The sequence below is a fragment of the Phreatobacter sp. genome (assembly GCF_027532945.1).
GTDB lineage: Bacteria > Pseudomonadota > Alphaproteobacteria > Rhizobiales > Phreatobacteraceae > Phreatobacter.
This window is the reverse complement of the sequence record NZ_JAPZTZ010000005.1, coordinates 107,355-127,154: the sequence shown is the minus strand read 5'-3', so window position 1 is coordinate 127,154 and position 19,800 is coordinate 107,355. Positions and strand designations below refer to the sequence as shown.

Here is a 19,800-nt window from a genome sequence, read left to right as displayed (position 1 = left end):
AGTCTCTGCCCATCATGGCCCAGCCGCTTGCCCAAGACCTGCCGCCGCCGACCCGCCACGTCTTCGGGCCGATCACCGTCATTCTCGGCCACAAGAGCGGCAAGTACCCGGACGCCAACATGATGGTGGTCACCGGCCGCGACAGCCGCGCGGCGGTGGACGCGCCGCTCTGCTCCAACCGGGTGGGGGCGGATTTCGACGGCTGCGACCTGGTCATCCTCAGCCATGTCCATGAGGACCATATGGCCGGGCTCCACCGGCTGCCCCAGGCGGCCGTAGCGGTCCACCGGCTCGACTGGCCGGCGGCGGCGAGCTGGGAGGGCTATCGCGACGCGCTCGGCCTCAGCGAGGCCGTCTGGCCGGCCATGCGGAAAAAACTGGCGGCGGAGTTCGCCTTCACGCCGCGCGCGGATGCGGCCCCTTATGAGGACGGCCATGTTTTCGACCTCGGCGGCGTCCGCCTCACCGCTATGCTGCTGCCGGGCCACACGGCCGGGCATTGCGCCCTGATCGAGGAAACCCAAGGCCTCGCCTTCATCGCCGACATCGATCTCTCGGGCTTCGGCCCCTATTACGGCGACGCGACCTCGTCGCTCCAGGATTTCCGCTCCAGTCTGGAGCGGCTCGAGAGCCTCGATGCCCGCACCATCGTCACCGGCCATCATCGCGGGATCTACACCGACCGGGCGCGCTTCCTCGCGGATCTCAAGGCCTATCGCGACAAGCTCGACGCACGGGACGACAAGCTCCTCGCCATGCTGGCGGACGGACCGCGCAGCATGGCCTCGCTGGTGGCGGAGCGGCTGATCTATCCGCCCGACTACGAGGAGCTGTGGGTGGAGGACGTCGAGCGGCGCACCATCGAGCAGCACCTCGCGGCGCTGGCGGCTGAGGGGCGGGTCGTCGCGGAGAACGGCCTCTGGTCGCGCGCCTGAGCGGGCGTTGAGGGCTTCGTCAGACTCGGAAGGAGTGGTGCCGCCTATAGGATTCGAACCTACGACCCCCTCATTACGAATGAGGTGCTCTACCAGCTGAGCTAAGGCGGCAATCGGGCTGGCTTTTAGCCGCGGGTGGGGCGTTTGGCAACAGGCAAGGCGCCTCAGCCGATGAGTTTCAGCCGGGTGATGCGGCTGGGATTGCCCTCTGCGAGCAGGATGTCGCCGGTGGGCGTGCCGCAGAGGCCATGGGCGCCGTTGAGCATCGGCCGGCAGCGGCCGATGCGGGTGCCATCGGGCGCGACCTTGGTGAGGCTCGGCACCATATCGGTGATATAGGCATTGCCTTCCGGATCGCCCCAGATGCCGACCGGCTGGTAGAAATCGTACCAGCTGTCGAGCCAGCGGCCCTCACCATCGAAGACCTGGACGCGGTTCCAGGTGCGATCGATGACCACGACCCGGCCATCGGCGAAGGCCCAGATGGAATGGAGCCAGACAAACTCGCCGTCATTCGAGCCGTGGCCGCCCCAGGTCTGGATGTGGCGGCCGTCCGAGCCGAAGCGGTGGACATGGGGCGCGCCATAGCCGTCGGAGACATAGATGTCGCCCCAGGGGGCCACGGCCACATCGGTCGGGTGGTTGAAGGGGCTGTTCGGCCGGCCGCGGGTGCCGAGCTGGCCGACGCGCTCGCCGGAGGCGGTGAACCAGATGACCTCGTGCATGTCGCGGTCCACCGCGATGAGATGACCCGAGGGCGTCGCGGTCAGCATGTGGGAATCGGCAATGGCCTCGCCGCCCCATCCCGCGATGTAGCGGCCCTCCGGATCGAGCTCGATGACGCGTGGATCGGCGGGGTGCACGAGGGGATCATGGCGCAGCATGACGAAGACATGGCCGCGCGGATCGACGGTTACGTCGGTGACGAAGCCGGTATTGGTCGGCCACGAGCCGAAGGGGCGCTCGACGCGGTAGGTCCGGTCGCCGAGCGCGACGATGAGCTCATGGGGCATCGGTGATCCTCGTGGGCGGGAGACTCACCCCTGGAAGGGATGGGTCTTCGCCCAATGCTGCGCGATGTCGAGGCGCCTTGTCACCCACACTCCCTCGTGGGACTGCACATAGTCGAGGAAGCGGGCAAGACCGGCGGCGCGGGCGGGATGACCGATGAGCCGCATGTGCAGGCCCACCGACATCATCTTCGGCTGGGTGCGCCCCTCGGCATAGAGCATGTCGAAGGCGTCCTTGTGCCATTCGAAATAGTCGCCGGAGGTGGCGAAGAAGCCGGTGCCGAACTTGCCGTCATTGTTGACGAGCGAATAGGGCACGACGAGGTGCGGCTTGCCGTCGACTTTCGTCCAGTAGGGCAGTTCGTCGTCATAGGCGTCGGAATCGTAGAGGAAGCCGCCCTCCTCCACCACGAGCTTGCGGGTGTTCACGCTCGGCCCATAGCGGCAGTACCAGCCGAGCGGGCGGTCGCCGACGGTGGCCTTGAGGGAGGCGACGGCCTTGCGGATGTGCTCGCGCTCCTCGGCCTCATCGAGCTCGTAATGCTTGATCCAGCGCCAGCCGTGGCAGCAGACGTCGAAGCCGGAGTCGCGGATGGCGCGGGCAGCCTCTGGATTCCGCTCGATGGCGAGCGCGCAGCCGAAGACGGTCATCGGCAGGCCGCGCTCCTGGAACAGGCGCATCAGCCGCCAGAAGCCGACGCGGCTGCCATAGGCGAACATGCCCTCGCCCGCGAGGTCGCGGCCCTTCACCGGCATGTTGAGGCTGCTCGACTCGGTCAGCGCCGTCTCGGTGAAGCCCTCGCCATCCTGCACGGAGGGCTCCGATCCCTCCTCGTAGTTCATGACGAAGTTGATGGCGATGCGGGCGCCATTCGGCCATTTCGGATCGGGCGGGTTGGCGCCGTAGCCGATGAGGTCGCGGTCGTAGGGAACGGTCATGGCAGGGCTCCGGGGACTGCGTCAGGCGCTCATGCGGCGGGTCAGGCCGGTGAGCCGGTCCATCACCACCATGAGCACGAGGGTGGCGACGATCAGCACGCCGGCGATTGCCGCGATGCGCACGTCGAGCGTCGATTCCATCATGCCCCACATGCGGATGGGCAGCATGGAGGTGCGCGCCGTCGAGAGGAAGAGCGAGACGGGCACATTGTCCATGGAGGCGATGAAGGCGAGGAAGGCGCCCGCGGCAATGCCCGGCGCGATGAGCGGCAGGGTGATGCGGCGGAAGGAATAGAAGCGGCTGGCGCCAAGATTGGCCGAGGCTTCCAGCAGGGCCGGGTCGAGCTGGGTGAGGCTCGCCAGCGTGGTGCGGAAGACGAAGGGCGCGATGACCACGAGGTGGCCGGCGATGAGCAGGTTCAGCGAGGGCCGAATGCCCATGACCGAGAAAAACATCAGCGCGGCAAGGCCATAGGACAGCGTCGGCAGGACGAGGGGCGACAGGAAGCTCGCCTCCAGCGCCCGTGCCGAGGGCCGGGCGACACGGGTGATGGCGAGGGCCGCAAGGACGGAGAGCACCGAGCCGATCACGGTCGCCCAGCCTGCGACCCAGACGCTGTTGAGCGCGGCAGTGTGGATGGGCGCCGAGCGGACGGGATCGAAGAGCTCGCCATACCAGCGCAGCGACAGGCCGGGCGGCGGGAAGCGCAGCGCCTGCGTCGTGGTGAAGGAGGTGGCGATGACGATGAGCACGGGGCCGATGAGGATGAGGATCGCAACGATCGCGATGGCGCCGACCGTGAGGTTGAAGGAGACGTCGGCCGGAGTGGAGCGCTGCGACATGATGGGCCTCAGGTGGTCCGGGCGAAGCGGCCGAGCCAGCTCAGCGCCATGATGCCGGCGAGCACGGTGAAGAGCAGCGTCAGCGAGGCGACCGCGGCGAAGGGCCAGTTATAGACCACCATGGACTGCTGCCAGATCAGCGAGGGCAGGTAGACGAGCCGCGCGCCGCCGATCACCGACTGCGAGATGAAGGCGGTGGTGGCGGAGGCGAAGACCAGGGTCGCGCCGGCGATCCAGCCGGGAAGGGTCAGAGGCAGGATGACCCGGAAGAAGGTCCGCCACTTGGACGCGCCGAGGGCCCGGGACGCATCGACCAGGTTCTGGTCCATCTGGTTCATGATGGTGAGCAGCGGCAGCAGCATCAGCGGCATCTCGATCTGGGTGAGCGCGATGACGAGGCCGAGTTCGGTCTGCAGCAGGTTGAGCGGGGTGGCGGTGAGGCCGAGGCCCATCAGCGTCTGGTTCACCACGCCCTCGCGCGCCAGGATGACGATCCAGGCGAAGGTGCGGATGACCACCGAGGTGAGCAGCGGCATCAGGATGATGAAGAGCAGCACCCGCTGCCAGGTGGGCGAGGCGGCGCGATAGACCAGAGCCAGCGGATAGGCGAGCAGGGTCGTGGCGATGACGGCGAAGATGCCGAGCTTCAGCGTGTCCCAGATGACCTTCAGGTAGAAGCGGTCGGTGTAGAACTTGAGCCAGCTATCCAATCCCAGCCGCGTCTGCTCGGCATCGGCATAGAAGCTGATGCCGAGCAGGATGAGGAAGGGCGCCGCGAAGAAGACGAGATAGGTCAGGCCGAGCGGCGTCGCCAGACGCCAGTCGACCTTGTCCCCCGCGGGCGCGGCGCCCGTCGTTGCAGCGGCTGCGGCCACGTGCGGCGCCTTACTTCGTGATTTCCTTGTTGAACCGCTCGATCCAGGCCGCACGCTGCGGATTGATCCGGGTCCAGTCGTGGGTGACCATCTTGGCGAGCTCGTCGATGGACTTGATGTCCAGCGTGTCGACGTAGGTCACGTCCTTGTTGATCGGGATCATGTTGTAGGGGCTGCGCTGCAGGGCGTTCTGCACCTCGGCCGAGATCGCGACATCGATGTACTTGTGGGCGTTGGCGACGTTCTCCGCGCCCTTCACGATGTGCAGCTTCGTCTGGAAGGTGATGGCGCCGGAAGCGGGAGCGGCGAAGGCGATGTCGACGCCGCGGCCCTTCAGGATCGCGACCGTGTTGGTGTTGGTATACATCACGTCGATCTGGCCCTGCTGGAACAGGCCGGGCATGGCGGCCGGCGCGGCAACCGCGGCCACCTTGGACACCGCCTTCTTCAGCTCGGTGAAGATCGGCTCCATATTGGCCTCGGACCCGCCGAAGGCCTTGCACATCTCGATGAGCGAGACCGTACCGAAGGTGGTCTGGAAACCGGTGAGGCCGAGGCGCTCGACGAAGGGCGACTGGAACAGGTCGGTCCAGCTCTTCGGGGCGGTCGGGAACTTCTTCGGATTGTAGGCGATACCGACGACCTGGGCGTTGCAGGTGACGCCATCGCGGGTGATGAGGCCGGCCGGCACCTTCGGCGCGTTGGTCAGCTTGGAGGAGTCGACGGGCTCGAACAGACCCGCCGCGCGGGCGGCGGCGGCCGGGCCCGGATCGAGCACGAAGCAATCGAAGGGCGGCACGCCGCGGGCGGCGCGGACCTTGGCCACCTGGTCGACGGCGAAGAGCGAGTCGAAGGCGACATCGACACCGGACGCCTTCTTCAGAGCGGGAGCGACGACGGCGCGATAGGCCTCCTCCCAGGTGCCGGGATAGATGGCGGCGGTCATGCTGCCGGAAGCGCTGGCGCCGCGGGGCGCGAGGCCCGCGAGGCCGAGGGCGGAGGCGCCGGCGAGGACGTCACGACGGGTGAGCTTGGTCATGCGGGGCTCCTTGGAACGGGGATCAGGCTACGGGAAAAAGGGCGGGACGCGCATGGGGCGCGAGGGCGGCATGGGCCGTCCCGGGGGCGCTGGCGGCCATGCCGGGGCGGCGCGGCACGGCGATCTTGAGCTGCTCGCCGCCGGGGGCCGCCACATCGTAGATGAGGGCGCCGCCGATGGGCAGGCTGAGCTTGAGGTCGACGGGAATGCGATCGGGCGCTGCCGCATCGGCCAGCATCATCTGCTCGGGACGCACCGAAACGAGGACCGGGGCGCCGGGTTCGAAGCGGCCGCGGGCGGGGACGGTCCAGGTGGCGCCGCAGGCCAGCGCGATGCGCGCCTCGCTGCCGTCCACGGCCTCGACAGCCCCCTTCAAGAGGTTGCTGGAGCCGATGAAGTTGTTGACGAAGAGCGTCGCCGGATCGTCGTAGATCTCGGCCGGCGCGCCGAGCTGCTCGATATGACCGTGACTCATGACCGCGATGCGGTCGGCAATCGACATGGCCTCGTCCTGGTCATGGGTGACCATGATGGCGGTGAGCGCGAACTGCCGCTGCAGGCGCTTGATCTCGATCTGCATGTCGAGGCGCAGGTTCTTGTCGAGGGCCGCGAAAGGCTCGTCGAGAAGGAGGATGCGCGGGCGAATGGCCAGCGCGCGGGCCAGCGCCACGCGCTGCTGTTGACCACCGGAGAGCTGGCGCGGCTTGCGCTCGGCAAAGCCCTCCATGCGGACCGTCGCCAGCATTTCCTTCACCCGCTCGGCCTGCACGGCCCGGCTCTCTCCGCGGGCGGCGAGGCCATAGGCGATGTTCTCCGCCACGGTCATGTGGGGGAAGAGCGCGTAGTTCTGGAAGACGATGCCGATCTCGCGGCGGTTCGGCGGCAGCTCGTCGATCGGACGGTCGCCAATCACCACCTTGCCGTTGGTCTGCTGGATGAAGCCGGCGACGATGCGCAGAAGCGTGGTCTTGCCGCAGCCCGACGGACCGAGCAGCGCCACGAGCTCGCCGCCCTTCACCTCAAGCGTGACGTTGTCGACGGCGAGGCCCGTGCCGTAGCTGTGCGTCACGCCATCCAGCGTCAGCGGCTGGGCTGCGGGCACGGCGGGGGTGGATGGCGAGGCCATGTATGCAGGAGCTCCGGCATGTGTCGGGCTCTTGTGAGCAACGCCCATGCCAAGCGTCGCCTTGCCCGCTCCTTGGCCGAAACGCCCAGTGCCCTGGCGTTTGGGGGGCTCTCTAGGTGAAAATTGCTACGCGACCTCCCGACTGCGCCCAAGACCCCTGGACCAGATGGCCGCACGCTGGAGGGACTCTGCCTATTTTTACGTCAGGACCTTGCACAGACTTTCCCCTTGCTTAAATTGTCATCGCAGCGGCGCCGCGGGCCCGGCCAACGGCACATGTCTTGCTGCCGTCAGGTTGGCCGCCTGGCGGGGACGGCCCCAGGGAGGCAGGCATGACGGGGGAGATGACGGTCGCCGCGGAAAGCGGGGGCGCGGGCGCGGCGCGCGACCTCGTCGGCTATGGTGGCGCCTGGCCGCGCCTTGCCTGGCCGAACGGGGCGCGCCTTGCGGTGAGCGTGAATATCAACCTCGAGGAAGGCGCGGAGTGGCAGGTCGGGGACGGCGACCCGGCGAGCGAGCGCATTGGCGAGGTCGTCAGCGTCGTCGAGCCCGGCACCCGCGACATGGGCCAGGAGCAGATCTTCGCCTATGGCACCCGCGCCGGCTTCTGGCGCATCCTGGAGGCGCTGCGCGAGCGCGGCATCCCCGCCACCTGGCTGTGCTGCGGCCGGGCCGTGGAGCGCTCGCCGGCGCTGCTCGCCGCCCTCGTCGCCGATGGCCATGAGGCGGCTGTCCACGGCTGGCGCTGGCGTCCCCATGCGGACTACCGCAGCCGCGAGGCCGAAGCCGCTGACCTCGACCGCTGCGTCGCGGTCATGCAGGCGGCCGGCGCGCCGCGCCCCGTTGGCTTTTTCTGCCGGGGCGCAGAGAGCGACTGGACGCGCGGGCTGCTGGTCGAACGCGGCTTCCTCTACACCTCCAACGCCTTCGACGACGACCTGCCCTATTGGGACCGGTCGGGCGAGCGGCCGCTGCTGGTGGTGCCCTATGCGCTCGACGCCAATGACATGAAGTTCTTCCACCCCAACGGCTTCGTCACCGCCGACGCCATGGTTGCCTATGTGGCAGATTCGCTGGAGGTGCTGCTGGCCGAGGCCGAGCGCGGCCGCCCGCGGCTCCTCAATCTCGGCTTCCACCTCCGCATCGTCGGCCGTCCCGGCCGCTTCGCCGCCCTGACGCGGACCCTCGACCGGCTGCGCGCCCTCGGCGACCGCATCTATGTCGGCACCCGCGCCGATATCGCCCGCTCCTTCGCCGCCTCCGTCCCGGCCTGACCCCCATGCGCTTCCTCCTCGTCAATCCCAACACCAGCCAGGCGACGACCGCCGCGATGGTCGGCATCGCGCGCGAGGCCATGCCCGAGGCGCAGATCGACGGAATCTCGGCGCCCTTCGGCGTGCCGCTCATCACAGGGCCGACCGAGCTCGCCATCGCCCATGACGCGGTGCTGGCGCTGATGGCGGCGCGGCCCCCCTTCGGCTATCACGGCCTCATCGTCGCCGCCTTCGGCGACCCGGCTGTGTCCGAGCTCCGGCGCAGTGTCGCCATCCCCGTCACCGGCATCGCCGAGGCGGGCATGGCGGAGGCGGCCGCCCATGGCGATTTCGCTGTGGTCACCACCACCGCCGACCTCGTGGACAGCATCGCCGAGCGGGCCATGGCCTATGGCCATGCCGACCGCTTCCTCGGCACGGTGCTCACCCCCGGCGACGCGCACCAGGTCATGGCCGACCGCAAGGGGCTGGTGACGGCGCTGCTCGCCGCCTGCCGCCGGGCCGTCCACGACAACGGCGCCAAGGCCATCGTCATCGGTGGCGGACCGCTCGCCGTGGCGGCGCGTGAGATCGCGGGTCAGGTGGGGGTTCCGGTGATCGAGCCGGTGCCGGCCGCCATCAGGCTCGCCGCCGAGCGGGCACACCGGTCAACGCTGCTGGGCTGACGGCGAGAGCCTTAAGCCTCAGCTGGCACTGCCCGACGAGCCGACGGAACCGGCCTTCAGGGCACGCGTGACGAAGCCGATGATGTCGCGGGAATGGAAAGGCTTGGGGACGAAGACCGTCCCGGCCAGTTCCTCCGGCAGGTCCGACGGCAGCGATCCCGAGACGAATGCGAAGGGCGTGCCGCGGGCGCGCAGCTTCAGGGCCACGTCGAAGGTCTTGCCGCCGACCACGTCGACGTCGAGGAGGGCGCAGTCGAGATCAGCCTCGGCAAGGCTCTGCGCCTCGCGAAGACTGTCGACGACGATGACCTCCGTCGCGTCGCCGAGGTCGTCGAGGACAGCGGCCTCGATATCCATGGCGATGAACGGATCATCCTCGACGATGAGTATGCGCTGCCTGTCCATCCTCAACCAACCCGGGCCGCACCGCGCGGCGACCCCAATGGTCCCCAAGAAGCCTCCTGGTACCACGAATCCATGAACGCCCCGTCATCCGCCATGCCACCCGGGCACGAGCATGCGATGAGCAACCGGCCCGCGGCACTGGGCACAGTCAATGGCCGGCCTCCGCGAAACGGGGGACGAGACCGGCCCCGGCAAAAGCCGCGACCAGGAGGCCTGCATCGATGGCAACGGGACCGACGTCCACGATGCCTGCGACCACAAGGCCGGCCGCCGTTGCGACCACGATCGCCGAGACTGCCGACACCATGAGGCTCTCCGGGATAAGCGAGGGACCTTCCGCCATCTCTCCTGAAACGGTCGAGGGCCGACGGGAGTTCCCGCCGGCCCTCGACATTTCATCCGACTGCATCGCGCGCGCCGTCAGGCGACCTTCCGCTCGGAGCGCCGATCGAAGAACAGGGCCTGGCTGATCGCCGCCTTCACCGCCTCCGGCTGGAAGGGCTTGGTGATGAGGAAGGCCGGCTCGGGCCGGTCGCCGGTCAGCAGGCGCTCAGGGTAGGCGGTGATGAAGATCACCGGCAGGTCGATGGACTGGAGGATCTCCGCCACGGCCTCAAGACCCGACGACCCGTCGGCGAGCTGGATGTCGGCGAGCACAAGGCCGGGCCGCTTGCGGGCGACAAGGGCCACCGCCTCCTTGTGGGTGCGGGCGATGCCGGTGACGGAATGGCCGAGCTCCTGGACAAGGGTCTCGATGTCGAGGGCGATGATCGGCTCGTCCTCGATGATGAGCACGTCGGTCGCCACCTGCTCGGCGATCTCGCGGCCAGCCTGCTCGATGAGGCCGCTCGCCTCATCGACCGGAATGTCGAGAATGGCGGCGACATCGTCGGGCGCGAAGCCCTCGACGGTGCGCAATAGGAACGCCTGGCGGGGCCGGGGCGTCAAAGCTTCGATGTTCCGTTCGACCGCGCCGGCCCGGATGACCGCCGTGTTCGGATGCACCATGTTGACGGGCATCGACGACCACAGCTTCAGGAAGGTGCGGTAGAGTGCGATGCGGGCCGGGACGTCCCGCGGGAAGGTCGACGGATCCGCGACCAGCGCCTCGAGGGTCGCCACGACATAGGAATCGCCGCCCGCCTGCGAGCCGTTGAGGGCGCGGGCGAAGCGACGCAGATACGGGAGATGCGGTGCGATTTCCGCAGCGATGGTCATGCCGAACTCCTGCTCGAATAGCGCTAAAGGCAGCCCGGAAGCCGTTGGTTTGGCAAGCTTTTTATTTTTTTTCTACGACGGAACCGCCCATCGCCTGATGCGTTTTGGGTTGGATCGGCGTCACATCCCGCGGGGATGTCGAGGAGATATCGATGCGCGAAAAAGCGGACAAACGCGAGGCGGAGGAACCCGAGGTGGAACGCGACATCGTGCTCGACCCCCGCATCCAGGACGCCATCGGCAGATCGCTGAAGGCCCATTACGACGACCTGATCAAGGCCCCCGTGCCGGACCGGTTCCTCGTCCTCCTGGCCGAACTCGAGGCCAAGGAGCGCAAGAATGGCCAGTGACGAGTTCCGCGAGGGCCTCATCGCCGAGTTGTCGAACCTGCGCGCCTTCGCCGTGTCACTGTGCGGCTCGGTGCAGCAGGCTGACGACCTGGTGCAGGATACGATGCTCAAGGCCTGGGGCAATTCCGAGAAATTCCAGCCGGGCACCAGCCTGCGCGCCTGGCTCTTCACCATCCTGCGCAACACCTACTACTCGCTCTATCGGAAGCGCGGCCGCGAGGTTCAGGACAGCGACGGCACCTATGCCCAGCGCCTGACCGTGTCGGGCGAGCAGGAGAGCGCCCTCGACCTCGCGGATTTCCGCATTGCCCTCGCCAAGCTCTCCGAGGAACATCGCGAGGTGCTGATCATGGTCGGCGCCTCCGGGCTGTCCTACGAGGAGGCCGCGGAGATCTGCGGTGTCGCCGTGGGCACCATCAAGAGCCGCGTCAACCGTGCCCGCGTCAAGCTCGCCGACCTCCTGGGCATTTCCAGCGTCGACGACATCGGCCCGGAGCGCAGCACCTCAGCCGTCATCCACCAAAGCCCGGCCGACATGGCCCGTACATGAAGCGATGAACGTCACCGCCTTCCGAACGGTTCGGGGCCGGCTCCTGGCCCTGATCGTGCTCGTGATCCTGCCCATCGCCATCATCACGGCGGTGACGGCGGTCGCGACCTATCGGTCTGTGCTGACGTCCATCGAGGCCTCGCAATTGCAGACGGTGGGCAATTTCTCCGTCCGCACCCGCATCTGGTACCGGGAGTCGCTGCGCACGCTGCTGACCGCCAGCACCAGCGTGGCGGCGATCGGCGGGACGGATGGCCAGTGCCGGGCGGTGGCCGAGCGGCTGATCGCCGACAATATCGGCGTCAGCGGCATCACCATGCGGATCGGCGGCGGCTCGCGCTGCTTCTCCGGCAATGATGCCCGCATCACCGAGGACGCGCTCGGGGCGCTGGTCGAGAATTACCGGTCGCGGGCGCGCAGTCCGACCTGGATCGGCGCCGAGATCGCCGACACGAGCTACGGCGTCACCATGGTTGGCGACCAGCGCTATATGGTCATTTACGCCCGGCGCGGCGACAGCGGCATCACCGGCATGGAGGGGGTGCTGCTGGTCAACGCCACGATCATGGACCGCACCTTCGATCTCGGCGCCCTTGGCGGCGGCACCATCGTCGGGCTCGTGCGCGCCCCCGCCGACGTGGTCATCACCCGCGGCGCGGCCGACGACGATATGAGCTGGCTGCCGGCCGAGCTGCCTGCGACGACGCAGCTGACACGCTGGGAGGCGCTGACCCGCACCGGTACGACGGCGACCTTCGGTATGCAGCAGGTGGCCGAGCCCGACCTCTATGTCCTGGCCCGCTTCGACCAGCAGGCCGAGCGCGCCGCCTTCCTCCAGTTCATCGCCCTGCTGCTGACGCCGCTGGTGACGCTGATGCTGCTCTTCGCTGTCTATTCGCTGGCGATCGACACCAATATCGTCCGCTGGATCCGCGGCATCGAGGCGGCGGCTGTGGCGCGCGCCTCGCAGCAGCCGCAGGAGGCCCCGGTCGATCCGGCGATGCCCGACGACATCCGGCGGGTATCGGAGGCCTTCAATGCGCTGATGTCCGACCAGGCGGAGCGCGTCGATCGGCTCAACGTCACGATCGGCGCGAACCGCCACCTGGTGCGCGAGCTGCACCACCGGGTGAAGAACAGCCTCCAGGTCGCGCAGAGCTATATCAGCCTCGCCCGCCGCCAACATGGGCCGGAGCATCGGCCGGTGCTCGCCGCCATCGAGGCGAAGGTGCAGGTCCTCTCCATCGCCTATCGCCATGCCCTCGCCCAGGGCGAGATGCGCCCGGTCGAGCTGCAACCCTTCCTCGACGAGGTGGCGGTGATGCTCAACGGGCTGTTGCAGGCGGGCCGGCCCTGGGTCACGGCGAGGGCGGAGGCGGATCTGGCGCTGGTGGTGGACCGCGCCATTCCGCTCGGCCTCCTGGTGGTCGAGATCGCCTGCCACGCCATCGAGGAGGCCCACACGGACCACCTGATGGTGGAGGTCAGCTGCGGCGGGGGCGACCATCTCGCCCTGTCGGTGGCCACCGACGATCGCCGCACCGGCGCCATCGACACCAAGATCGTCCACGGACTGCTGCGCCAGATCGGCGCCACACGGCGGAGCGGTGCCATCGAGGACGGGACCGGACGCTGGGACATCCCGCTCTGACGCCGGGCGTCAGGCGACGGCGGCAAAGCCCTGAATCGGGGTGATCTCGACGCCGACCCACAGCCCGATCTGCGCCCCGAAGGGTCCGGTGAAGCTGCCCGACACCGGCGAGGCATCCGTGGGGACGCGCGCCACCGCCACCCGGATGAGATGGGGGTCGGCGACAAGGGCATTGGTCGGGTCGAACTCCACCCAGCCGTCCCCCGGCACGAAGACCTCGGCCCAGGCATGGGTGAGCCCCACGGCGGCGCGGTTGGAGCCTGCCTCGCCTGTGGCGTTGTGGAGATAGCCGGTGACGAAACGGGCGGCATAGCCGAGGCGGCGAACGGCCTCGATGAAGAGCCAGGCGAGGTCGCGGCAGGAGCCGGCGCCAAGCGCCAGTGTCTGGGAGGGCGCCTGCGTGCCCTCCTCGTAGCGGACCGAATAGCCGAAGCCGGCATGGATCGCCTCGGCGAGCCGCGACAGGGAATCGCCGCCGACCGGGTCCTGCAGCACGCCGGCGAGCCAGGCGGCAAGCGCACCGTCGGCATCGGCGCTGGCGGGGGTGATGAAGGGCTGGAGGACGATGCGCTCGCCATCGGAATAATGCGGCACGAAGGCGGCGGTCGCCGGGCCGGGCTTGCGGAACAGGGCAGAGCCGTAGCGGCGCAGGACGAGCGAGGAGGTGATCTCCAGCCGATCGGCGGCGTCCGCGAAGGTCGCGAGGGCCACCGGGTTGCCATAGACATCGTGCGACCAGGCGAGCGCGGCGGCGGGGAAGATGTCGAGTTCGGTCTCGAGGATGCGCAGGTCGAAACTGTCCCGCGGGCGGATCATCAGCTTGTGCGGGCCGAACATGACCGGCTGAGAATAGTGATAGCGCGTGACGTGACGCAGATGGAGGTCCATGGCTGACGGCCCCGGCTGATCCCCCGCGAGATCCGGACAAAAAAGAAGCCGCACGAGGCGGCTTCAGGAAAGAGGTCTACATCGCGGGAAGGGAAATGGCGATGATCATGCCATGAACGCGTGGAGGTGGTGACAGTTCCGTCGCGTGCCGCGATTTCTGTCCGCCATCATGACTGCCTGCCTCACCGTCTGTCGGCCAGCGCATTGCGGCGTTCAGCGCTGTGCGCGACGCGCCACAAGGAGTGGCGGATGGGTGCGGAGCTCATATGGGCGCCGGCGGGACGGCGGGTCAGGGTGATCTTGCGGCCGTGGAACTCCTCGAGCCCCGGCCGGTGGCCGACGCTGATGACCGTGGAGGCGGCGAGTTCGTCGTCGAGCAAGGAGAGGAGCGAGTCCTGGCTGCCCTCGTCGAGCGCGGCGGTCGCCTCGTCCATGACGATGATCGCCGGCTTCTGGATGAGCAGCCGGCAGAAGCCGATGCGCTGGCGCTCGCCGCCGGAGAGCACACGATCCCAGTCGTCCTCCTCGTTCAGGCGCTTGACCATGTAGCCGAGGCCGCAGCGCTCCATCGCCGCGCGGATGATGTTGTCGGCGACCGCAACCTCGCCGTCGGGATAGAGCATCAGGTCCTTCAGCGTGCCGCGCGGCATGTAGGGCTTCTGCGGCAGGAAGGCGTAACGGAGGCCGCGGGGGAAGGCGATGCGGCCCGAACCCCAGGGCCACAGTCCTGCGAGGGCGCGGATGAACGTGCTCTTGCCGGTGCCGCTCTCGCCAACGATGAGCACCTTCTCGCCGGGCTCGATGCGGATGGAGGCGTCATCGATGACAACGCGGCCGTTGCGGTGGGCGAGCGAGAGGTTTTCGATCTGGATGGCGTCGTCGTCGCTTTCCTCGAGGCTGATCTGCTGGTCCTCCTCCATGATGGTGCCGATGTCGAGCTCCTCCAGGGTCTCGGAGAGTTCATCGACCCGGACGACCGAGGCATACCACTCGGAGAGCCGGACGAAGTTATCGACGAACCAGATGAGGGCCGCCTGCACGGCGGAGAAGGCGGCGGCGACCTGCATCACACCGCCGAGGGTGAGCTCGCCAGAAAGGAATTTCGGCGCAGCCAGCAGCAGCGGCACGACGGGGAAGAGCGCGCCATTGGTGTTGAGGACGAGGGCGAGGAAACCCTGGCGGCGCACCACCGCCAGCCAGGCGGCGACGACGTGCCCATAGCTCGCAATGACGGTGGAGCGCTCGTCGGCATCGCCCTTGATCAGCGCAATGCTCTCGGCATTCTCGCGCAGACGGGTCATCTCGGCGCGGAACTGGGCCTCCATCTCGTTCTTGGTCGAGACCTTGCCCACCAGGGCGCGGCCCACATAGTAGGCGGCGAGGGAGGCGACGGTGGCATAGGCCACCGCGGCGATGGCCATGTAGGCGGGGATGAAGACGGTGCGGCCGGCGATCTCGAAGGTGATGGAGCCGGCCACCGTCCACAGGATGGTGGCGAAGGTCAGGGCCGTGACGGCGGCGCTCAGAAGGCCGATGGCGAACTCGACCAGCGGCTCGGTGGCAATGCGGACATCCTCGGCGATGCGGAATTCGGGAGCCTTGTGCTCGGTGTCGAGGAAGCCGAGGCGATAATAGCGCTGGTCGGCGATCCACCAGCCGGCAAGGCGCCCGGTGACCCATTCGCGCCAGCGCACCTGCAGCAGCATGCGCGAGACCACGAGGCCGGACACGGTGAGAGCGGCCGCGCCGAGCAGCAGCGGCAGCAGGCTGATGGCTTTGATGACGGCGCCGATGTCCTTGGATTCGAGTGCGTCGAAGAACAGCCGGTTCCAGCCGTTGATGCCGACCTGCGCGCCGATCTGGGCGAAGGCGAAGACCAGCACGACGACGGTCAGCAACCAGGCCCGGCCGGCGGAAGGGCCCTTCCAGAAGCCATTGGCCATGCGGAAGAAGCAGCGCGATCGGGAGCGGGCCGGAAGGACGTCGGCTGAACGGGCGGCGGTGTCGGTCATGAATGGTCCGGCGGATCGTGAGGCCCTCCCGCCGTCTCCCGATCCTTCAAGGGGGCGGCCCCGTGATCGAAGGGTCGAGCCGGGAACGCCTTCGATGGTACCGGGTTCCATGCGGGTTCGGTCGGGCTGCCACGCGCCCCCGAGACCACGAGGACCCATGCTCTCCCATCCTGTCACCCGGCAGTCGCTGCACCCCTGGTGCCACACCTGCCCGTTGCGCCGGAAACGGGCCTTCCACCCCAAGACCGAAGCCGAGATCGCCTTCACGGCCGAGTTCAAGACCGACCACCGCCGCATCGCCGCCTATTTCGAGCGGGATCTGGTGGAGCGGCCCATCCTCTGACAGGGTGGTGCGGGAACCGGCACGGCAGGCGCGGCGTTGGCCTCCACAGGCATCGGCGACGGGTCCGCCACGGACGCGGCCGGCAACGCCGGGAGCCTTCATGCATATCCGCTACGGCTACGACATCACCATTTCCTGCGAGCAGGCGACCCCCGCCATCCTCATGCTCGACGTTCATCCCGACCGCAGGGGCGACCTGGTGCAGCCGGACACGCCCGAGGTCACCGCGCTTGCCGACGGGGCGAGCCTTTCAACCGAGCCCTTCATCGATCCCTTCGGCAATATCGCCCGCCGGCTGCTGGTGCCGGCCGGTGGCGCGCGGCTCACCGCCGCGGGCATGATCCACGATCCGGGCTTCCCGGAGGTGCTGCCGCTGGACGCGGCCGCGACGCTGCCGCAGGACCTGCCCAAGGAGGCCCTGCCCTTCCTCGCGGGGAGCCGGTATTGCGAGACCGACCGGCTGATGGCGCTCGCCTGGGAGCGGTTCGGCACAGTTCCGGCCGGCGGCCGCCAGGTCCAGGCGGTCTGCGACCTCGTCCATGGCCACCTGCGCTTCGACTACATGGCGGCGCGCAGCACCCGCACCGCCGCCGAGGCCTGGGACGAGCGCACCGGCGTGTGCCGCGACTTCGCCCATCTGGCACTGACGCTGTGCCGCTGCCTCAACATTCCCGCGCGCTACGTCACCGGTTATCTCGGCGACATCGGCCTGCCGGCCGTGCCCGAGCCGATGGATTTCAGCGCCTGGTTCGAGGTGCTGCTGGAGGGGCGCTGGCATGCCTTCGACGCCCGCCACAATCGCCCGCGCATCGGCCGCACCCCGGTGGCGCGCGGCCGCGACGCCGCCGATGTCGCGATGATCTCGACCTTCGGCGCGCATCGGCTGGAGAGCTTCGCGGTGATCACCGAGGAGGTTGAAGGCGACCGCTTCCCGCAGACCGCGGGCGAGCGGCGCGATCACTGGCAGGCGATGAGCCGGTTCCGGAACGCCGGCTAAGTTTCTTTGGACGACGCAATCGTCCGGTGATGGGAACAAAGGACTCCGGCTGCGGTTGGGACTTCGACAGCGCGCGGCAACCGTTTCGCGCCGCTGCTTTTCCGAAGAGCCACAGTGAGGAACGCCATGTTCAGCAAACACCTCGTCACCGCCTCCGTCGCCACCCTTCTGGCCACCGGCGCGCTGGCCCAGACCAACGCACCCGGCACCACCAGCCCCACTGCCCAGCCGCAGACCCAGACCGCCCCGGCGGCCACCACCCGAGCCCAGCAGATGGCCAACGAGCAGCTGACCTCCAGCAAGCTCGTCGGCATCACCATCTATGCGCCGAAGCCGGACGCTCCCGCCACCACGGGATCGACTGTGACGCGCCCATCGACCGACACGAGCGGCACGATGAGCAACTCGAGCGGTGCGGCAGCCACCCAGCCCCTGCCGGGTTCGGGCAGCACCGCGGCGACCGGGCCCGCCGTCCTGCGCATCACGCCGGTGAGCGACGCGCAGTGGCGTACGATGCGCGATGGCCACGATTCCATCGGCAAGATCGACGACCTGGTGATCGGCAATGACGGGCGCATTACCCACGCCGTGCTCGGCGTCGGCGGGTTCCTCGGGATGGGCGAGAAGAACGTCGCCATCGCGCTGGCGGATGTCCGGTTCATGCGGATGGCAGACGGCACGCTCGTCGGCTTCGTCAGCAGCACCAAGAAGCAGCTGCAGGACATGCCGACCTTCGAGCGCTCGCGCATCTGACGAGACGCTCCCTTCAAGACGCGATCGAGCCCCGCACCGGATGGTGCGGGGCTTTTCGCGAGGGGCATCGGCGGCACGGTGATGCCGACGAGAAGAAGAGCGGGGCGCAGCCGCTACCATCGTACTGGTTCTGCGGAACCCGAAGGCCGATCGCCGGTTTGTTGGTTGACATCTCGATGTCGCCGGCCCGCGCGGGCCCAAGCACCAATGTTCAGGAGCCAACCATGGGTAATCTTCTCTACTGGGCCGTCGTTTTCCTCATCGTGGCGGTAGTCGCCGCGTTCCTCGGCTTCGGCGGCGTTGCCGGCACGGCCATGAGCGGCGCGCAACTGCTGTTCTGGGTCGCCATCGTGCTCTTCGTGGTGTCCGTGGTCGCGAGCCTGATACGGCGCGCCTGACCGACGAGGGGCCTACCGGGGCCCGCGGTTCGCCGCGGGTTCCGCCCTGCGTCTTTTGACATGTCCTCCCGGCGGTCTGATGGTACAGAGGGCCGGGGTAGCGTGACCGGAATGTCATGACGCATGGTCAAGTGTTGCAGCGGTTTGCTTGGGGGATCGGACTGTTCGCCGCGGCTCTCGGCCTGCGCTTGGCGGCTGAACCCTTTCTGCCTCCCGGCTTTCCCTTCCTGACCTTTTTCCCGGCGGTGATCATCACCGCCTTCGTCGCGGGCGCCGGGCCGGCCATCCTGTGCGCCGGGCTGAGCGGCCTGGCGGCGCTCTATTTCTTCATCCAGCCCGAGCGCAGCTTCCAGCTCGACCTGCCCTCGGCGGTCGCCATCGCCTTCTTCGCCATCATCTGCGCGGTGGACATCCTGATCATCGACCGGCTGACGACGACGCTCGCTGCCTTGCGGACCGAGAGGGAAAAGGCGCTGCACCATGCCGGGCAGCGGGACACGCTGTTCAAGGAGCTGCAGCACCGGATCGGCAACAATCTCCAATCCGTCTCGGCGCTGCTCAACGTGCAGATGCGTGCCGTCACCGATCCCGCCGCCAAACGGGCCCTCGCCGACGCCGTGCAACGTGTCGGCATCATCGCCGACATCCACCGCATGTTCCACGATCCCGCCCACGCCGATGGCCGGATCGACGAGGACTTCACCCGTGAGCTGGCGGAACGCTGCCTCGCCACGGCTGGTGCGGGCGGGAAGGTCTCGCTGGCGACCTCGATCACGCCCATCGCCCTGCCGCAGGACAAGTTCCTTCCCGTGGCGCTGATCATGACCGAATGCATCAACAACGCGCTGGAGCACGGGCTCGGCGCGCGCGAGCACGCCAGCATCCAGGTGACGCTCACCCGCGTCGGGGCCGATTGCGAGCTGACGGTGCGCGATGACGGCCCCGGACTTCCCGCCGGCTTCGATGTCGCGACAGCGCGGAGCATCGGCATGACGGTGCTGCGCGCCTTCGCCGGTCAGCTCGAAGGGCGCTTCACCATGGCGTCCGACGGCGGAACGCTGTGCCGGCTGACGTTCCGCGCCCCGGTCATCGAGGACCGCCTGGAAGTCGCCTGGTCGGCCTCGGGATTGAAAGCAGCGCAGAACACATGACCCCTTCCAGCGACTGGGCCGGGCGACTGGCGAGCCGCGGCGCCGTCGCGGCACCGCGCCATCGCGGCTTCGGCAGCCAGCTCATCGAGATGAGCGTGCAGCGCCAGCTGAAGGGGGCGCTGACCCATGACTGGAGCGGTGGCGGCCTCACTGCCGTGCTGGTCGTGCCGGCGGACCACCTCGCCCGCTGATACGCCCCAGGGCCGAAAGCCTCAGCGCCAGAACAGCGCGAGGAGAATGATGATCGGCAGCGGTACGCCGACAAGCCAGAGCAATGCGCCGCGTCCCAGTCCCATGATGCGTCTCCTGTGTTCGCGTTCGAACCGGATAACGCCGGGGGTGTAGCGGGGTTCCGCGGGCCAGGTTCCGACGGAGAGG

The 19,800-nt window shown here is 68.3% G+C and carries 23 protein-coding genes and 1 tRNA gene; 12 read left to right on the top strand and 12 right to left on the bottom strand.

What is annotated here, in order from left to right:
- The first annotated feature begins 14 nt into the window (after nucleotides 1-14).
- Nucleotides 15-935, top strand: a complete 921-nt coding sequence (locus tag O9344_RS05095) for an MBL fold metallo-hydrolase (RefSeq protein WP_298473656.1) — start codon at nucleotides 15-17, stop codon at nucleotides 933-935.
- Between the two features lie 35 nt (nucleotides 936-970).
- Here the strand turns inward: O9344_RS05095 and O9344_RS05090 are convergent.
- From O9344_RS05090 to O9344_RS05060, 7 genes are all read right to left on the bottom strand, one after another.
- A tRNA-Thr gene (locus tag O9344_RS05090) sits at nucleotides 971-1,046 on the bottom strand.
- Between the two features lie 53 nt (nucleotides 1,047-1,099).
- Complete coding sequence (locus O9344_RS05085; RefSeq protein ID WP_298473653.1) at nucleotides 1,100-1,948, bottom strand: hypothetical protein; 849 nt, start codon at nucleotides 1,946-1,948, stop codon at nucleotides 1,100-1,102.
- Between the two features lie 24 nt (nucleotides 1,949-1,972).
- Nucleotides 1,973-2,884, bottom strand: coding sequence for an allantoinase PuuE (locus O9344_RS05080; RefSeq protein WP_298473650.1), 912 nt, complete (start codon nucleotides 2,882-2,884; stop codon nucleotides 1,973-1,975).
- Between the two features lie 21 nt (nucleotides 2,885-2,905).
- Nucleotides 2,906-3,727: an ABC transporter permease gene (locus tag O9344_RS05075; RefSeq protein ID WP_298473647.1), complete on the bottom strand. Its 822-nt coding sequence runs from the start codon at nucleotides 3,725-3,727 to the stop codon at nucleotides 2,906-2,908.
- 8 nt (nucleotides 3,728-3,735) lie between these two features.
- Complete coding sequence (locus O9344_RS05070; RefSeq protein ID WP_298473644.1) at nucleotides 3,736-4,602, bottom strand: ABC transporter permease; 867 nt, start codon at nucleotides 4,600-4,602, stop codon at nucleotides 3,736-3,738.
- Between the two features lie 10 nt (nucleotides 4,603-4,612).
- Nucleotides 4,613-5,641 carry an extracellular solute-binding protein gene (locus tag O9344_RS05065; protein ID WP_298473641.1) on the bottom strand — a complete coding sequence of 343 codons (1,029 nt, stop codon included), beginning with the start codon at nucleotides 5,639-5,641 and terminating at the stop codon, nucleotides 4,613-4,615.
- A 22-nt stretch (nucleotides 5,642-5,663) separates the two neighbouring features.
- A complete protein-coding gene (locus O9344_RS05060; RefSeq protein ID WP_298473638.1) occupies nucleotides 5,664-6,767 on the bottom strand; it encodes an ABC transporter ATP-binding protein in 1,104 nt (367 codons plus the stop codon).
- A gap of 332 nt (nucleotides 6,768-7,099) precedes the next feature.
- Here O9344_RS05060 and O9344_RS05055 point away from each other — a divergent pair, with 332 nt between their 5' ends.
- Both O9344_RS05055 and O9344_RS05050 read left to right on the top strand, forming a co-directional pair.
- Nucleotides 7,100-8,041 (top strand): polysaccharide deacetylase family protein, encoded by a 942-nt coding sequence (locus O9344_RS05055; RefSeq protein WP_298473635.1) that lies wholly within the window; start codon nucleotides 7,100-7,102, stop codon nucleotides 8,039-8,041.
- A gap of 5 nt (nucleotides 8,042-8,046) precedes the next feature.
- Nucleotides 8,047-8,706 carry an aspartate/glutamate racemase family protein gene (locus O9344_RS05050; RefSeq protein ID WP_298473632.1) on the top strand — a complete coding sequence of 220 codons (660 nt, stop codon included), beginning with the start codon at nucleotides 8,047-8,049 and terminating at the stop codon, nucleotides 8,704-8,706.
- A gap of 18 nt (nucleotides 8,707-8,724) precedes the next feature.
- Here the strand turns inward: O9344_RS05050 and O9344_RS05045 are convergent, their stop codons facing one another.
- From O9344_RS05045 to O9344_RS05035, 3 genes are all read right to left on the bottom strand, one after another.
- Nucleotides 8,725-9,111, bottom strand: a complete 387-nt coding sequence (locus O9344_RS05045) for a response regulator (RefSeq protein WP_298473629.1) — start codon at nucleotides 9,109-9,111, stop codon at nucleotides 8,725-8,727.
- Between the two features lie 148 nt (nucleotides 9,112-9,259).
- Nucleotides 9,260-9,418, bottom strand: a complete 159-nt coding sequence (locus O9344_RS05040; RefSeq protein ID WP_298473626.1) for a hypothetical protein — start codon at nucleotides 9,416-9,418, stop codon at nucleotides 9,260-9,262.
- A 113-nt stretch (nucleotides 9,419-9,531) separates the two neighbouring features.
- Complete coding sequence (locus O9344_RS05035; RefSeq protein ID WP_298473624.1) at nucleotides 9,532-10,329, bottom strand: response regulator; 798 nt, start codon at nucleotides 10,327-10,329, stop codon at nucleotides 9,532-9,534.
- Between the two features lie 152 nt (nucleotides 10,330-10,481).
- On the opposite strand from O9344_RS05035, the gene O9344_RS05030 reads away from it, so the two are divergent.
- Genes O9344_RS05030 through O9344_RS05020 form a run of 3 tightly spaced genes read left to right on the top strand, consistent with a single transcriptional unit; the run spans nucleotide 10,482 to nucleotide 12,880 of the window.
- Nucleotides 10,482-10,679 (top strand): NepR family anti-sigma factor, encoded by a 198-nt coding sequence (locus O9344_RS05030; protein WP_298473622.1) that lies wholly within the window; start codon nucleotides 10,482-10,484, stop codon nucleotides 10,677-10,679.
- Entirely contained in the window at nucleotides 10,669-11,229 is a 561-nt protein-coding gene (locus O9344_RS05025; protein ID WP_298473619.1) for a sigma-70 family RNA polymerase sigma factor, read from the top strand. The genes O9344_RS05030 and O9344_RS05025 overlap by 11 nt, the downstream gene beginning before the upstream one ends.
- Nucleotides 11,230-11,233: 4 nt before the next feature.
- The gene (locus tag O9344_RS05020) at nucleotides 11,234-12,880 is read left to right on the top strand and encodes a sensor histidine kinase (RefSeq protein ID WP_298473616.1); all 1,647 of its coding nucleotides are present in this window, start codon (nucleotides 11,234-11,236) and stop codon (nucleotides 12,878-12,880) included.
- Nucleotides 12,881-12,889: 9 nt separating this feature from the next.
- On the opposite strand, the gene O9344_RS05015 is transcribed toward O9344_RS05020, so the two are convergent.
- Nucleotides 12,890-13,768, bottom strand: coding sequence for a transglutaminase family protein (locus O9344_RS05015; protein WP_298473613.1), 879 nt, complete (start codon nucleotides 13,766-13,768; stop codon nucleotides 12,890-12,892).
- A 182-nt stretch (nucleotides 13,769-13,950) separates the two neighbouring features.
- Nucleotides 13,951-15,780, bottom strand: coding sequence for an ABC transporter ATP-binding protein/permease (locus O9344_RS05010; protein WP_298473611.1), 1,830 nt, complete (start codon nucleotides 15,778-15,780; stop codon nucleotides 13,951-13,953).
- A gap of 157 nt (nucleotides 15,781-15,937) precedes the next feature.
- On the opposite strand from O9344_RS05010, the gene O9344_RS05005 reads away from it, so the two are divergent.
- From O9344_RS05005 to O9344_RS04980, 6 genes are all read left to right on the top strand, one after another.
- Nucleotides 15,938-16,123, top strand: coding sequence for a hypothetical protein (locus O9344_RS05005; protein WP_298473608.1), 186 nt, complete (start codon nucleotides 15,938-15,940; stop codon nucleotides 16,121-16,123).
- Nucleotides 16,124-16,223: 100 nt separating this feature from the next.
- Nucleotides 16,224-17,120 carry a transglutaminase family protein gene (locus O9344_RS05000; RefSeq protein ID WP_298473605.1) on the top strand — a complete coding sequence of 299 codons (897 nt, stop codon included), beginning with the start codon at nucleotides 16,224-16,226 and terminating at the stop codon, nucleotides 17,118-17,120.
- Nucleotides 17,121-17,246: 126 nt separating this feature from the next.
- Nucleotides 17,247-17,873, top strand: coding sequence for a PRC-barrel domain-containing protein (locus O9344_RS04995; protein ID WP_298473602.1), 627 nt, complete (start codon nucleotides 17,247-17,249; stop codon nucleotides 17,871-17,873).
- Nucleotides 17,874-18,097: 224 nt separating this feature from the next.
- Nucleotides 18,098-18,271 carry a DUF1328 domain-containing protein gene (locus tag O9344_RS04990; protein WP_298473599.1) on the top strand — a complete coding sequence of 58 codons (174 nt, stop codon included), beginning with the start codon at nucleotides 18,098-18,100 and terminating at the stop codon, nucleotides 18,269-18,271.
- Nucleotides 18,272-18,387: 116 nt separating this feature from the next.
- Nucleotides 18,388-19,422 carry a DUF4118 domain-containing protein gene (locus tag O9344_RS04985; protein ID WP_298473596.1) on the top strand — a complete coding sequence of 345 codons (1,035 nt, stop codon included), beginning with the start codon at nucleotides 18,388-18,390 and terminating at the stop codon, nucleotides 19,420-19,422.
- Nucleotides 19,419-19,613 carry a hypothetical protein gene (locus O9344_RS04980; RefSeq protein ID WP_298473593.1) on the top strand — a complete coding sequence of 65 codons (195 nt, stop codon included), beginning with the start codon at nucleotides 19,419-19,421 and terminating at the stop codon, nucleotides 19,611-19,613. The genes O9344_RS04985 and O9344_RS04980 overlap by 4 nt, the downstream gene beginning before the upstream one ends.
- Nucleotides 19,614-19,800: the final 187 nt, after the last annotated feature.